This is a genomic window from Bacillus sp. SN1, from assembly GCF_002796895.1.
Taxonomy (GTDB): domain Bacteria; phylum Bacillota; class Bacilli; order Bacillales; family Bacillaceae; genus Bacillus; species Bacillus inaquosorum.
On sequence record NZ_PHIE01000005.1, the window covers coordinates 320,057 to 335,072 of the forward strand.

Annotated in this window: 15 protein-coding genes and 1 rRNA gene; 11 read left to right on the forward strand and 5 right to left on the reverse strand. The window is 43.0% G+C overall.

What is annotated here, in order from left to right:
• The first annotated feature begins 62 nt into the window (after positions 1-62).
• Positions 63-2,648 carry a YfhO family protein gene (locus tag CVV77_RS17965; RefSeq protein WP_100276106.1) on the forward strand — a complete coding sequence of 862 codons (2,586 nt, stop codon included), beginning with the start codon at positions 63-65 and terminating at the stop codon, positions 2,646-2,648.
• Here the strand turns inward: CVV77_RS17965 and CVV77_RS17970 are convergent.
• A complete protein-coding gene (locus CVV77_RS17970; RefSeq protein ID WP_088111281.1) occupies positions 2,641-3,624 on the reverse strand; it encodes a metal-dependent hydrolase in 984 nt (327 codons plus the stop codon). The two genes, CVV77_RS17965 and CVV77_RS17970, sit on opposite strands and share 8 nt — an antisense overlap.
• A 216-nt stretch (positions 3,625-3,840) precedes the next feature.
• Between CVV77_RS17970 and mutY the strand changes: the two genes are divergently transcribed.
• Entirely contained in the window at positions 3,841-4,950 is a 1,110-nt protein-coding gene (mutY, locus tag CVV77_RS17975; protein WP_100276107.1) for an A/G-specific adenine glycosylase, read from the forward strand.
• Between the two features lie 6 nt (positions 4,951-4,956).
• Here mutY and CVV77_RS17980 read toward each other — a convergent pair whose 3' ends face one another.
• Positions 4,957-5,181, reverse strand: a complete 225-nt coding sequence (locus tag CVV77_RS17980; RefSeq protein ID WP_003223257.1) for a hypothetical protein — start codon at positions 5,179-5,181, stop codon at positions 4,957-4,959.
• 82 nt (positions 5,182-5,263) lie between these two features.
• Here CVV77_RS17980 and fabL point away from each other — a divergent pair, with 82 nt between their 5' ends.
• The 5 genes from fabL (at position 5,264) to CVV77_RS18005 (ending at position 9,275) form a co-directional block, all read left to right on the forward strand.
• The gene (gene fabL, locus CVV77_RS17985; protein WP_003239690.1) at positions 5,264-6,016 is read left to right on the forward strand and encodes an enoyl-[acyl-carrier-protein] reductase FabL; all 753 of its coding nucleotides are present in this window, start codon (positions 5,264-5,266) and stop codon (positions 6,014-6,016) included.
• Positions 6,017-6,083: 67 nt separating this feature from the next.
• On the forward strand, positions 6,084-6,341 hold the full coding sequence (gene sspE / locus CVV77_RS17990) for a gamma type acid-soluble spore protein SspE (RefSeq protein WP_003239689.1): 258 nt from the start codon (positions 6,084-6,086) through the stop codon (positions 6,339-6,341).
• A 172-nt stretch (positions 6,342-6,513) separates the two neighbouring features.
• On the forward strand, positions 6,514-6,774 hold the full coding sequence (locus tag CVV77_RS17995; protein WP_003239687.1) for a YgaB family protein: 261 nt from the start codon (positions 6,514-6,516) through the stop codon (positions 6,772-6,774).
• Positions 6,775-6,917: 143 nt separating this feature from the next.
• Positions 6,918-7,448, forward strand: coding sequence for a nucleoside tri-diphosphate phosphatase (ntdP, locus tag CVV77_RS18000; protein ID WP_003239685.1), 531 nt, complete (start codon positions 6,918-6,920; stop codon positions 7,446-7,448).
• 84 nt (positions 7,449-7,532) lie between these two features.
• The gene (locus tag CVV77_RS18005) at positions 7,533-9,275 is read left to right on the forward strand and encodes an ABC transporter ATP-binding protein (RefSeq protein ID WP_142397326.1); all 1,743 of its coding nucleotides are present in this window, start codon (positions 7,533-7,535) and stop codon (positions 9,273-9,275) included.
• A gap of 75 nt (positions 9,276-9,350) precedes the next feature.
• On the opposite strand, the gene CVV77_RS18010 is transcribed toward CVV77_RS18005, so the two are convergent.
• Together CVV77_RS18010 and CVV77_RS18015 are read right to left on the reverse strand one after the other, a co-directional pair.
• Entirely contained in the window at positions 9,351-10,412 is a 1,062-nt protein-coding gene (locus tag CVV77_RS18010) for an aromatic acid exporter family protein (protein WP_019257844.1), read from the reverse strand.
• A 219-nt stretch (positions 10,413-10,631) separates the two neighbouring features.
• Positions 10,632-11,921, reverse strand: a complete 1,290-nt coding sequence (locus tag CVV77_RS18015) for a glutamate-1-semialdehyde 2,1-aminomutase (protein ID WP_100276109.1) — start codon at positions 11,919-11,921, stop codon at positions 10,632-10,634.
• 152 nt (positions 11,922-12,073) lie between these two features.
• On the opposite strand from CVV77_RS18015, the gene bcp reads away from it, so the two are divergent.
• Positions 12,074-12,547, forward strand: coding sequence for a thioredoxin-dependent thiol peroxidase (bcp, locus tag CVV77_RS18020; protein WP_100276110.1), 474 nt, complete (start codon positions 12,074-12,076; stop codon positions 12,545-12,547).
• A 132-nt stretch (positions 12,548-12,679) separates the two neighbouring features.
• The gene (gene perR, locus CVV77_RS18025) at positions 12,680-13,117 is read left to right on the forward strand and encodes a peroxide-responsive transcriptional repressor PerR (protein ID WP_003223285.1); all 438 of its coding nucleotides are present in this window, start codon (positions 12,680-12,682) and stop codon (positions 13,115-13,117) included.
• A gap of 34 nt (positions 13,118-13,151) precedes the next feature.
• Here the strand turns inward: perR and CVV77_RS18030 are convergent, their stop codons facing one another.
• Complete coding sequence (locus CVV77_RS18030; protein WP_014113119.1) at positions 13,152-13,505, reverse strand: YgzB family protein; 354 nt, start codon at positions 13,503-13,505, stop codon at positions 13,152-13,154.
• 207 nt (positions 13,506-13,712) lie between these two features.
• Between CVV77_RS18030 and CVV77_RS18035 the strand changes: the two genes are divergently transcribed.
• A complete protein-coding gene (locus CVV77_RS18035; RefSeq protein WP_019257848.1) occupies positions 13,713-14,597 on the forward strand; it encodes a nucleotidyltransferase-like protein in 885 nt (294 codons plus the stop codon).
• A 293-nt stretch (positions 14,598-14,890) separates the two neighbouring features.
• A 16S ribosomal RNA gene (locus tag CVV77_RS18040) occupies positions 14,891-15,016 on the forward strand; the annotation flags it as partial.

Here is a 15,016-nt window from a genome sequence, read left to right on the forward strand (position 1 = left end):
GCGCCATTGGCAGTGCTTTTTTTGCGTGTCTACCATTTCAAAAGCAAGACTGGAGAAATTATATGAAAAGAAAATATGTCATGATCTATGCGGCCAGTCTGCTGGCATCCGTTCTGGCACATGCTTTTTTTGTGAAAGGATGGGCGGACGGCAGATATATGACAGGTCCGGGAGACGGGCTTGCGCAAATGATCGTATTTAAAAAATTACTATTTGAACAATATACCCACGGGAATTTTTTCTACAATTATTCATTCGGACTTGGCGGCGGCACATTCAGTCAGCTTGGCTATTATTTTTCTGCTTCCTTTCTTTTTCTTGCGGTATCCGCCGCCGTCTGGCTTCTTCAAGCCGTTCAGCTGATTGGAGAAGCGAATACACTTTTTTGGGCGGAGTCAGCTGTTTTTATCAGTATTTTCAAACTGAGCGTGATCATCTTTACGGCCGCTTCTGTTTTTCACTATATTCTCAAACATAGAGCAGCGTCGTTCACGGGGGCTGTTTTATACGGTGTCTCGATCATTTATTTCCGCCACGAAGCGTATTGGGAATTTTTCACCGATACTATGATTTGGCTTCCGCTGCTTGTGCTCGGAGCTGAAAAAATCATTAGAGAGCGGCGTCCGGCATGGTTTATCATTGCGTGCTCGCTCACATTAATCAACAATTTTTACTTTGCATACATAAACCTCATTTTCATCGGCATCTACATGCTGTTCAGATGGCTGATAAGACTGGAGAAGCACGAAGAGAAAAGATGGATTCAATGCAGAATGTTTTTGGTTTCAGGGATCATTTCTTTCGGCATCAGTGCGGCGGCGTTTGTGCCGGTGGTATACGGTTTTTTAAACAACCTGCGCCCTCCGTACAGCCAGAAAATAGAGTGGCTCAATTTCGACGATAATATCTTATTTTCGAGCCGGATCATCATTTTGCCGGCAGCCTTTCTGCTGTTTTTGTTTATTGTTTCTTTTTACAAAAACCGCGTGTTTCGACTCTTTGCCGGATTGAGCCTGCTGTTTATTCTTTTTCATTTCAGTCCGTATGCGGCAAGCGTATTTAACGGCTTTTCCGCCCCTCAAAACCGATTTGAATATGTTCTGGCCTTTACGATTGCGGGAGCAGCTGCGGCAGGCCTGTCACAGCTGTCTGAACTGAAACGGAAAGAACTGCTCCCGGCTGCCGCCGTTGTCCTTCTTCTTTACTTGTATCATATCCAAAGGTATGAGCTTGATATATGGAAGCCTGCGAATGAAAGCATTCTATTGCTCTTATTTCTGACAATCGCTGCTTTGTTTACCGCAGCTTTTGCGAAAAAACAAGCAACGGTGGCGGTGTACGGTGTGATCATTCTTTCTTCGCTGTTTGTCGCCAACACCTATCAAAAATACACACTCTCAGAAGGCGGCGGCCTGGACAGTGTGACAAAAGCATATCTCACGGGTGAGGAATACAAAGGGCAAGAATCATCTGAGATCATCAGACGTTTACAGAAGGAAGACGATGATCCGCTCATGAGAATCGACTGGATGAACGGGGTTCGCAATAATACGCCAATCATTTACGGATTCAATGGTTTCAGCGCCTATTCCAGCATTTTAAACAAACATTTGCTGACCTTCTATTGGAATGATTTGAGCATCGATATGGGAAGGGAAAGCGTCAGTCGTTATGCGTCATTGGGAGACAGGGCGAATTTGTACAGTCTGCTTTACGGCAAATATTATATGACGGAAAAAACAAACGAAGCCAATGTCCCGTACGGCTTCAAAAAGCATCTGGAATCGGAGCATTATGTCGTTTATGAAAATCAATACATGCTTCCTTTCATCAAAACAGCCGATGCCATATACAGCGAAAGCGAGCTGAACAAATTGCCTGCTCTTGCGAAAGAACAGGCAATGCTGAAAGGAATTGTAGTAGCGGATCCATCGGGGAAAACGGAACAGACACCAAAACTGGCCAATCTGATTACTAAGTCCGACATCACGTCAAAACATGCCCAGTATCAAAACGGACTGTTCACTGTGACTGGAGAAAACGGAGGAGAACTGATCATCACTCCGAAAGAGGCTTCATCCGCACCGGGAGACTACTATGTCAGCTTTTATTTGAAAAGCAAAGCAAAAGACAAAGGATTTACGTTAAAGGTAAATGATTATGCCACAACGAGGAAATCGAACCAATCGATTTATAAAACCGGAGTAAATGATATAACGATCAGAGTGCCTAAATCAGGCCATATCTCAATCAAACTTCCGAAAGGAACGTATGAGCTGAGAAACATAGCGCTCTATGAAGAAAATTACCAAACGCTGAAAAGCGCAGCGCTGCAAAATAAAACAGACAAAGCAGACAATCTGAAATGGGATAAAAATAAGCTGACGTTCGCATATCGTCTTCCAAAAAATCAGTACATCATGCTTCCGATCCCCTATGAAAAAGGCTGGGAGCTGAAGATCAATGGGAAACCACAGACGATTGAAAAAGCGGATTATGCTTTCATAGGCTTTAGGGCGCAAAAGGGAGACAATGACATTGAACTGGCCTACTATCCGCCATACTTCAAAATATCGGCGCTCATATCTCTCGTCAGTCTGCTGCTTGCTGTCTTATATATAAGACGAAAAAAGCCCGGCTCTAAATAGAGCCGAGCTTTAATTTTTTCTGAAGCTTTTCTTCGCTGAATATCCATCCTGTATAGGATGAGCGAATCGTGAGATCATGGCCGATATGAACGATGGCCACAAACGGATAATGGCCTTTGCTCCGATAACGCAGGTCAATAAATCTCACCTCATAATGGTCTTTGAACGTATCCACTTCCCACCGGTAAACCGGAGAAAATGAAAGAAACGCTGCAATGTTATCATCCTGCTTTGCCGCTTGCATCACTTCGGTTTCAGGAACTGGCACCCGATTAAACGTATCCAGAATCACTACATGCCCTTCCATGCTTCTTCCTACATAGAAAGCATGGGCTGTCGTTACGGCGATCCGCCATTGCCTGAATTTCATCGTCGGTGAAATAATAATGCTTTCGATCTCATCATGAATCATCTCATGAAGCTTTCGTTTGATTCTCAGCTGCATGATCAGGCGCACCATATAATAGCCAGCCAATATGATATATAAGCTGAGAAACGTGATGCCGGGACTGCCGCCGGCGTACCAAATCGCGATAGCCACCAGATGGCTGATAAAAATAAACGGATCGAACGTATTAATCAGCCCGAGCGCAACCCATTTTTTCGAAAACGGACGTATCGCTTGTGTTCCGTACGCGTTGAAAATATCAACAAAGACATGCAGAACGACTGCCAGCAGCGTCCACAGCCACAGGTGCAGAAAATCGGCCTGCGGATAAAATAAATACAGAATCGCCGGAATGATGACAGACCAAAACAAAACGGCGGGAATTGAATGGGTAAATCCTCTGTGATTTCTTATATAAACAGCATTATTTTTAAGCTTTAACACAGTATCAATATCCGGAGCCTGAGAGCCCGCAAGCGTTGCGATCATAACAGCGTGAGCCATTGCCGGATCTGCTCCGACAACAGGGTCAAGCGTCGCAATACCGCCTAGTGCGATGCCCATCACGACATGTGTGCCCGTATCCATAGGTGACCTCCTTGCAGAATTGTCCTGCACATTCACTTTTGTAAGATATTCCCCATTTTCATATACCCGATTTTTAAACCGATTCAATCTTTCTCATATGTTTCCGCTTTTTCTTTACTTCTATTTAATGTAACATATTATCGTACTGTGCCCTTAGTGTACAACAAAAAACAGTCTAAAGAAAAGCGGGGCGCGAAAGACTGGGGAGAAACACATATGAACGTACTTGAAGACAAATTAAAACAAAAAGACATACAGCAATTTCGCGATGATTTAATCTCATGGTTCGAACGAGAGCAGCGCATTCTGCCGTGGAGAGAGGACCAAGATCCATATAAAGTGTGGGTATCTGAAGTGATGCTGCAGCAAACGAGAGTAGAGACAGTGATTCCTTACTTTCTTCGGTTTGTGGAACAATTCCCGACAGTGGAAGCACTCGCTGATGCTGATGAAGAAAAAGTACTGAAAGCATGGGAAGGGCTCGGCTATTATTCGCGAGTCAGGAATCTGCAAAGCGCGGTAAAAGAAGTGAAACAGGAGTATGGGGGCATTGTTCCTCCAGACGAGAAAGAGTTTGGCGGCTTAAAAGGTGTCGGCCCTTATACAAAGGGAGCTGTGCTCAGCATCGCCTACAATAAACCCATTCCCGCGGTTGACGGAAATGTGATGCGTGTCATGTCCAGAATTCTTTCCATTTGGGATGATATTGCCAAACCAAAAACAAGAACGATCTTTGAAGATGCAGTCCGTGCATTTATTTCAAAAGAAAAACCATCTGAATTCAATCAAGGCCTGATGGAACTTGGAGCCTTGATCTGTACGCCGAAATCGCCTTCATGCCTGCTATGCCCGGTTCAGCAGCATTGCTCAGCATTTGAAGAGGGCACTGAACGGGAGCTTCCGGTAAAAAGCAAAAAGAAAAAGCCCGGGATCAAAACAATGGCCGCGATCGTACTGACTGATGAAGACGGACAAGTGTATATACACAAACGGCCGTCAAAGGGTTTGCTCGCCAACCTGTGGGAATTCCCTAATCTCGAAACACAAAAAGGGATCAAAACCGAGCGTGAACAGCTTACTGCATTTTTAGAAAACGAATGCGGGATACAAGCTGATATCAGTGATCTGCAAGGTATAGTCGAGCACGTTTTCACCCACCTGGTATGGAATATTTCTGTGTTTTTCGGTAAAGTAAAACAAGTGTCGGATACCTCAGAGCTGAAAAAAGTAACGAAAGAAGAGCTCGAACAATTTGCGTTCCCGGTGTCACATCAAAAAATCTGGAAGATGGCAGTGGAAGCAGCCGTATACTCGGCCGCTCCGTAAACATTCTTAATCGTAGGAGACGCGCGTGCCGTGGCTGTAGTCTGCTTCATTGCGCTTCATTCCGCCGCGCGCTTCAATTTCTTGCGTTAATTCCCGGTATTTTGATTGGCCTTCTTCGTTCAAATAAGGCATAATTTGCTGAAAGGCATGATGAAAATAGGCGAGTTCACTGTTTTTCCAATCTTCTTTGGAAACCATGTTTAATTCGCTCATATCACGTCCGACATACATAACAGAAGACCCCCTTTTAAGTTCTTGCCATTATTGTTTGTGGAAATAAAAGAACTATACGCTACAAGGAGATGAGGAAAAAATGGAACAAAATAAATGCGCACTCGTAACAGGAAGCAGCCGCGGTGTCGGAAAAGCGGCAGCGCTTAGACTTGCTGAGAATGGCTATAACATCGTTATTAACTATGCACGCAGCAAAAAAGCCGCTTTGGAAACAGCGGAAGAAATCGAAAAGCTTGGCGTCAAAGTGCTTGTCGTTAAAGCAAACGTAGGACAGCCTGCAAAAATCAAAGAAATGTTTCAGCAAATTGAAGAAACGTTCGGCAGACTTGATGTTTTTGTCAATAATGCCGCTTCAGGCGTTCTGAGACCTGTCATGGAATTAGAAGAAACACACTGGGACTGGACGATGAACATTAATGCGAAAGCATTGCTTTTCTGCGCTCAGGAAGCTGCCAAGCTAATGGAAAAGAACGGAGGCGGGCATATCGTCAGCATCAGTTCATTAGGTTCTATCCGCTACCTTGAAAACTACACGACGGTTGGTGTATCAAAAGCGGCATTAGAAGCTTTAACCCGTTATCTTGCGGTTGAGCTCTCACCAAAACAAATTATCGTCAATGCCGTTTCAGGCGGAGCGATTGACACTGATGCGCTCAAACACTTCCCGAACAGAGAGGATCTGCTTGAGGATGCGCGTCAAAACACGCCGGCGGGACGCATGGTCGAAATTAAAGACATGGTTGATACTGTTGAATTTCTAGTGTCTTCCAAGGCTGACATGATCCGCGGACAGACAATTATCGTTGACGGCGGACGCTCACTGCTCGTTTAAAAATTTTAAAAAAGAGGAATAGCCATACGATCACCTGCACATTCTAATGACCGTGGAGGTGATAACAATGGCTAACTCAAATAATTCAAGCAAAACTAACGCTCAACAAGTTAGAAAACAAAACCAACAATCAGCTGCTGGTCAAGGTCAATTTGGCACTGAATTTGCTAGCGAAACAAACGCTCAGCAAGTCAAAAAACAAAACCAGCAATCAGCTGCTGGCCAACAAGGTCAATTCGGCACTGAATTCGCTAGTGAAACTGACGCACAGCAGGTAAGACAGCAAAACCAATCTGCTGAACAAAACAAACAACAAAACAGCTAATCACTGAAACAGAAAAAAGCACTTCATCTTCGGGTGGAAGTGCTTTTTTCTGTTTGAAAAACGACAAAACTTGTGAAAGGTCTACAGAATGAGTCAAAGGGTTTGCTTTATTGAGATCGAAATGATTAAAGGAGGAAACGTTTATACTTTCACCAGGCTGAAGGAGGAACCGATGACGGAATTTGAAAAGCTGGTAAGTGAACAGATGAAAACGATGGACAAGCTTCTCGATCTCCAATCAGAGCTCGACCGCTGCAAACAAATTGAAGCAGAACTCCGGCATTTGGAAAGGGATGCAAGGCTGCTCGGAATTCAGAATGAAATTGCGGTAAAACGGAAACATCTTGCCGATATACAGGATATGTTTCAAAAGCAGACAGAGCAAGTGATTCGTTCTTATCGCAGCTCAGAAAAGCCGTCTTCCTTTGTGTAGAGCAGGAATGTGCCATTCCCCGGCCGGAATGGCTCTTTTATTTTCATTTTTCAATTTGTAACGTTATAATAGGTAAAAGACGTTGTCGGTAAGCAAATTTGGACATACTAACTGTAGGGCTTTATAGAAAGTAGGGGAGAAATATGGGCTATCCCAAGGAAGGAGAAACCATTCAAATTCACAGCTATAAGCACAACGGGCTGATTCATAGAATTTGGAATGAGACAACAATCTTAAAAAGTACAGAAATGTGTGTCATCGGAGCCAATGACCGGACGATGGTAACCGAATCAGACGGCCGGACATGGATAACCAGAGAGCCCGCAATCTGTTATTTTCACGCAAGACAATGGTTTAATGTCATCGGGATGCTGAGGGAAGACGGGGTTCATTACTATTGCAACATCAGTTCACCGTTTGCCTATGATGGCGAAGCAATTAAATATATTGATTATGACTTAGATGTTAAGGTTTTTCCTGACATGACCTACAATATTCTCGATGAAGACGAATATGATGATCATCGGAAATCCATGAATTATCCAAAAGAAATCGACAGTATTTTAAGAGACTACTTAAACACGCTGCTCCATTGGATTCACCAGCGGCAGGGACCGTTTGCGCCCGAGTTTGTCGATATGTGGTATGAACGGTATTTGCGCTATACAAAATAATCGTTACGTAAAAACCTGTTGCGGGGTACAACAGGTTTTTCACATGGGCTCACACACATCATGATAAAGAGAGGGGGAATCAACGTGGGGGTTATGAAACGCTACATGCAATTCGTCAAACCTTATAAGAAGCAAATTTTCGTCACAGTATTAATTGGGATCGTAAAATTCTCCATTCCGCTTGCTCTCCCATTGCTTCTGAAGTACGTAGTAGACGACATTATTCAAGGAGGCGGCACGGCCAATGACAAAACAACGTCATTGTTCACCATTATGGCGATCATGTTCGCCTTATTTTTAATTTTGCGCCCGCCTGTAGAATATTATCGGCAATATTTTGCCCAGTGGACAGCCAGCAAGGTGCTCTATGATATAAGAGCCAAGCTGTTTGATCATATACAGAAGCTGAGCCTTCGTTTTTATGCGAATACGAGAACAGGGGAAGTCATTTCCCGAGTGATCAATGATGTTGAACAAACAAAGGATTTTGTTATCACAGGGCTGATGAATATATGGCTCGATATGCTGACGATTTTGATTGTGATCTCTATCATGATGACACTGGACATTAAATTAACGCTGATCTCTATCGTTTTGTTTCCATTATACGGCATATCAGTGAAGTATTTTTACGGCCGATTAAGAAAGCTGACAAGGGAGCGTTCGCAGGCGCTCGCTCAAGTGCAGGGACATTTGCACGAGCGTATTCAAGGCATGCCGGTCATCAGAAGCTTTGCGATAGAAGATCATGAACAGGCTCATTTTAATGAGAAAAACAGCCATTTCTTAGATAAAGCCATCCGCCACACGAATTGGAATGCTAAAACCTTTGCAGTCGTCAATACCATTACAGATTTGGCGCCGCTCATCGTGATTGCGTGCGCCGGCTATTTTGTCATTAATGGACCGCTGACAGTCGGAACAATGGTCGCGTTTGTCGGATATATTGATAGAATGTACAACCCTGTCAGAAGGCTGATTAATTCGTCTACAACATTGACACAGTCAATCGCATCAATGGACAGGGTGTTTGAATTTATTGACGAGCCATATGAACTCACTGACAAACCAAATGCCATTAAGGCTGATCAGATCCGCGGAGAAGTGGAATTTCAAAACGTTTCGTTTCAATATGAGAAGGAAAAAGAAAACATTCTCCATGATGTCTCTTTAAAAGTAAATAAAGGAGAAACTGTAGCTCTCGTCGGCATGAGTGGAGGAGGCAAATCAACACTCGTCAGCCTGATCCCGAGATTTTATGATGTGACAACCGGCAGACTGCTGATTGACGGGACAGATATTCGCGATTATGAAGCGAGAAGCCTTCGCAACCAGGTTGGCATGGTGCTTCAGGATACCTTTTTATTCAGTGAAACGATTCGGGAAAATATCGCAATCGGCAAACCTGATGCCACGCTTGAAGAGATTATCGAAGCCGCTAAAGCTGCCAATGCCCATGAATTTATTATGGGCTTTCCTGAAGGGTATGAGACCCGGGTGGGAGAAAGAGGCGTTAAGCTGTCAGGCGGACAAAAGCAGCGAATCTCAATCGCTCGGGTATTTCTGAAAAATCCGCCGCTCCTCATTTTAGATGAAGCGACATCAGCTCTTGATTTGGAAAGTGAGCATTACATTCAAGAAGCGATGGACAAACTGGCGAAGGACAGAACAACTTTTGTTGTCGCCCACCGCTTATCGACCATCACACATGCGGATAAGATTGTTGTCATGGAAAACGGCACAATCATTGAAGTCGGAACCCATGATGAACTCATGGACTATGACAGTCAGTACAAGCACTTATTTACCATTCAAAACTTGAGCTGAACATCAATCTTATATCCTTTTAACGAAGGATATAAGATTTTTTTGTATATAAAAAAACCCGGCTGTTCAACCGGGTTACTCTTCTGTTTCTATTTCGCAGTCTTTCGGATGATACGTTTGAAAACTTGTGATGAGCGTTTCTAAATGTTCGAGCTGCTCGCGATATTCTACGGCACTTGCCATAATATTGAGCATGTTGTAATCAATAAGCTCATCATCCGTGTTTTGCTGATTTTTCAAAAATGACTTTGTTAAAAGCTGCTTATATCGAATGCCTTCTTCATCCGCGTCATCATGCGGCTTGATTTTGCCGACAAACCTCATCAAAATCAGTTCGTGCCAGTAAAGCAGGTAATCAAGCTCTTCAGTCAGTGTTTCCTGAAACTCTTCCGGCATATGATAGATGTCGTTTTCCAAACGATGCAGCTTCTTCAATGTATCAAGCGCCCGGTTTGCAGTGATAATGGCCTGTCTGAACAGGACAAGCTTTCTTGATTTCACATAGGTCGTTTTCTTAAAGTAGCTTCTTTCTTCTTTATATAGAAGATAAGTCTGATCAAGCTTGATCATTTTTTCTTTCAGTTTTTCAATATCTTCTTTCAAAATCGAATGCTCTGTTGACTGCCGCATGGACAGCCTGATCCACTTCATAATTTCTTCTGTGTTTTCGACCGTATTATGAATCAGCTTTGTTTCATACTTAGGAGGCAAAAACACAAGGTTAACGATAAAGGAAGAAAGCACCCCTAAGATGACTGTGCTTGTTCTGACCAGGGCGAACATTAAAAAGTCGTCACCGGCAGATTCTAATATCGCAATAACTGTTACAAGAGCAATCGAAATTGTATGTTCAATTTTAAGTTTCAGCATGATTGTAATGACAATAACTGCTGTCAACCCGATCATAATCGGGCTGGGTCCGAAAATAAGGCCGAACACTGTGGCAATCACAGCTCCGATAATATTTGCCTGAACCTGATCAATAATAATGAGAAAAGAGCGGTAAATCGACGGCTGGATCGCAAATATCGCTGCAATTCCAGCAAAAATCGGCGCGGGAAGCCCGATCCACGAAGCCAAATAAAGGGCGAGTGTAATCGCAATCCCGGTTTTGAAAATGCGGGCACCAAGTTTCATTGGTTTGTGCGTGCATTCCTTTCTATAGTAAATTGTGTGACATAGCAAATGGGCTAATCCTTAAAATTCCCGGTCAGTTTATTTGCTAAACAATTAAGTAATATACAGGGATCGATACAAATATTCAAGCTATTTTTCAAGAAAAAGACCAAAATCTTACACGCTGTTTAAATGAATAAAAAAACAGGAGCATAAAGCTCCTGTTCAGGGTGTCTGATTCTAGTTTTTAAGATGTTTAAAAGCATCCTCAACCGCCACAAGCGTGTCTTTAATATCCTGCTCTGTATGTGCTGTTGTAATAAACAAGGCTTCATATTTAGAAGGTGCTAAATTAATTCCGCGTTCCAGCATCAGCTTGAAAAACTTAGCGAATGTTTCTCCGTCACTGCGTTCAGCCTGCTCGTAATTTTCGACCTTCTCATCAGAGAAATAAACTGTGAGTGCGCCTTTTAACCGGTTGACGGTAATCGTGATGCCGTGTGTTTCTGCGTGCTGTAAAATGCCTTCCTCCAGCATAGCGCCAAGATGATCAAGCTTTTCATACACGCCTTCCTCTTTGAGCACTTCCAGACAAGCGATGCCTGATAGGATGGAAGCGGGATTCCCGGCCATTGTTCCAGCTTGGTAAGCCGGTCCAAGCGGAGCTACCTGCTCCATGATTTCTTTTTTACCGCCATAGGCGCCGATCGGAAGTCCGCCGCCGATAATTTTTCCGAGAGCTGTTAAATCAGGTTTCACCTGTAAGAGATCCTGTGCGCCGCCATACATAAAGCGGAAAGCTGTAATGACTTCATCGTAAATAACGAGAGCACCCGCATCGTGTGTCAATTCATTTACTTTTTCTAAGAAGCCCTCTTTCGGCTCAACAATTCCGAAGTTGCCGACAATCGGTTCAACGAGAACCGCCGCGATCTCACTGCCCCATTTATCAAGGGCCGCTTTATAGCTTTCGATATTATTAAATGGAACTGTGATCACTTCGTTTGCAATGCTTTTTGGTACACCGGCTGAATCTGGTGTGCCGAGAGTAGACGGGCCAGAGCCGGCGGCGACAAGCACAAGATCTGAATGTCCGTGATAACAGCCTTCGAATTTAATGATTTTTGTCCGGCCTGTATATGCGCGAGCCACTCGGATGGTCGTCATAACAGCTTCTGTTCCCGAATTGACGAATCTTACTTTGTCCATAGCAGGAATTGCTTCCTTGAGCATCTTTGCAAATGTAACCTCATGTTTCGTCGGTGTTCCATACAATACACCGTTCTCTGCTGCTTTTTTAATCGCTTCTGTAATATGCGGGTGGGCATGTCCGGTAATGATCGGACCATACGCCGCTAAATAATCGATGTATTTGTTGCCGTCCACATCCCAAAAATAAGCGCCGTTTGCTTTTTCCATTGCGACGGGAGAACCGCCGCCGACCGCTTTATATGATCTAGACGGGCTGTTTACACCGCCGACAATGTGCTCTAATGCCTCATTGTGAAGTTCAATTGATTTTGTATGCAAGAATAAAAACCTCCTATATCTCCATGCGTCCTTTCTATTGTAGCATGCTTCCAAACAAGAACAATGGATTCAGGCTCAAGTTGCAGGGACGATAGTTGTAATCTGGACAAGAATTGGATACGCTTAATAAAAAAACACTCGGAGGTAACGTAATGATGATAGAAATCGGACAAAAAGCGCCTGATCTTGAGTTAAAAGGCGATCATGGGGAAACAGTAACATTATCGGATTATAAAGGAAAGTATATCGTGCTTTACTTTTATCCAAAAGACATGACACCGGGATGCACAACTGAGGCATGCGATTTTCGGGACAGCCACGAAAGCTTCGCTGAACTGGATGCCGTTATTATCGGCGTCAGCCCGGACAGCCAGGAAAAGCACGGAAAATTTAAAGAGAAGCATAACCTTCCTTTTCTGCTTCTTGTTGATGACGAACACAAACTGGCGGAAGCGTTTGACGTATGGAAGCTAAAGAAGAACTTCGGAAAAGAATATATGGGAATTGAGCGCTCTACTTTTCTGATTGACAAAGAAGGCCGGCTCGTTAAAGAATGGAGAAAGGTAAGAGTGAAAGACCATGTAGCCGAAGCGCTTCAAACCCTCAAAGATATGTCGGAAAAGTAAATTCGTCTCTCAGCCTCAAATGATATGCTTACTTTTGCCCTAATATCAATTGACAAATTATCGTAAAAAGAGTTACACTAATTATAAACATTACAATGTAAGAATTTTTTTTAGAAGAGAGGTGCATGACGGATGGCTGCACATGAACTAAAAGAAGCCTTAGAAACGTTGAAGGAAACCGGAGTTCGCATTACTCCTCAACGTCATGCGATTCTGGAATATCTCGTTAACTCTATGGCTCATCCAACAGCGGACGATATATATAAAGCTCTGGAAGGGAAATTTCCTAACATGAGCGTAGCGACGGTATATAACAATTTGCGTGTGTTCCGGGAATCCGGTTTGGTGAAGGAGCTCACATACGGCGATGCTTCAAGCAGATTCGATTTTGTCACATCCGATCACTATCACGCGATTTGTGAAAACTGCGGTAAAATTGTGGACTTCCACTATCCGGGCCTTGACGAAGTGGAGCAGCTGGCTGCCCATGTCACAGGTTTTAAAGTAAGCCACCACCGTTTAGAAATTTACGGCGTCTGCCAAGAGTGTTCGAAAAAAGAGAACCATTAAAAATAAGCTGACCGCACGAAACGGTCAGCTTATTTTATTTGGACATTTTCTTTTTATTATAAGACTCATCAAATTCTTTTCCTTCTAATCCCTTATCTAAAGTCAGCGGCTCTCTGCAATGCATGCACATATCTACTCTTCCTAAAACCTTTGTCTCTTTTTCACAGCCCGGACATATAACGCGAACCGCTTTGGTCGAAAGCATTCCGATCCAAAAGTAAACAACCGTACTGAGACCGATGGATAAAAGCCCAAGTATCATAAACAAACTAGAAAGCAAAACTGACTCTTTGAAAAAGATCCCGATGTACATAATGATAAACCCAACGAAAACCAAACTTAACGCAAATGTTCTGATTTTATTAATTTTGCTGGAGTATTTCGCCATGTCCATCCCCCTCTGATTTAACTATAGCACAAACCCAATGGGATTTTCTTCATGTTTTCGATCGAACTGGAATTTACATATGGAGACTTACTGTGAAATTGTTTATAATAGTTCAATGTGTTTAGAAAAAAGGAATTTCGTTTTAACCATAGAATTGAATCAAATAGAGAATAAAAAAATTTGAACAATTGCATTGGAGGAATAGTGATGGATAATCTTCTCCGTCCAATTTACCAAGAAAGAGCAAGTCATCCCAATACATTGGCTGTCATTATGATTGAGAGAAGAAACAAAACATCTTCCTTAACAGATAACTTTGATGCTGCTCTGCTGGTAATTGTAAAGGAGGCTGACGAGCCTGTTTTTATAAAGCATTATGAATTTGATCAAAAAACAGCTTCTTTGCATGTGGTAACAGATTCTCAGATTCAAGAATGGATTTTGCTCGGGACAAATAGAAGAATCATAGATTGGATTGTAAATGGCAGAGTCATGTTTGACCGTAATGAATACATTGCCGAGCTGATTGACAGGCTGAATACATTTCCGTTTGCCGAACGCAAACTGAAGATCGGACTCGAATACGGCAAATTAATCAGAAGATATGTTGAAGGAAAAGCTTTTTTTGAAGCGAATCAATTTTTAGATGCCTACAACGCGGTTGTTCATGCGTTGCATCATTTAGCGCGTATTGAAGTGATCGATAGGGGATTTCACCCGGAAACAACGGTATGGAGCCAAGTGCGCCAGATGGAGCCCCAAGTGTACAAATTATATTCCGAGCTGATTGAAAGTCACGAGAGCTTGGAAAAAAGACTCGAATTATTATTCTTAGCAAATGATTTTCTCATCCATTCCAAAGCTGAGATCGGTTCAGCACATCTTTTCGAAGTAATGAAAGGAAAAGACATTTGGCAATTTGGTGAGCTTCTTCAGCATCCTGACTTAAAGCACTATACGCAAGACCTTGGCGTTATGCTTGATTACCTGACGGAAAAGGGACTTATCAACGTTTGCCAGATAGAAACGAAAGGACAGGCTGTCTATCACCGAGGATATTTTTTTAAAAAAGATGTTGACTCTGATTCTTGACCATGTTATATTATTAAACGTCGCTGATGCGCTTCTGAAAAAACAAGCTCACAGCGGCGGAGAAATAAATCAAAAAAACATTTGACAAAAGAAAGTCGAAATGTTATATTAATAAAGTCGCTTCAACAAGAAGTGAAAATGATCTTTGAAAACTAAACAAGACAAAACGTACCTGTTAATTCATTTTTAAATAAATCGCACAGCGATGTGCGTAGTCAGTCAAACTAGGGCCTGCGCGATGCAGGTCACACAGGTGTCGCCGCAGAATGCGGTGGACTTAACCTGTGATCCATTTATCGGAGAGTTTGATCCTGGCTCAGGACGAACGCTGGCGGCGTGCCTAATACATGCAAGTCGAGCGGACAGATGGGAGCTTGCTCCCTGATGTTAGCGGCGGACGGGTGAGTAACACGTGGGTA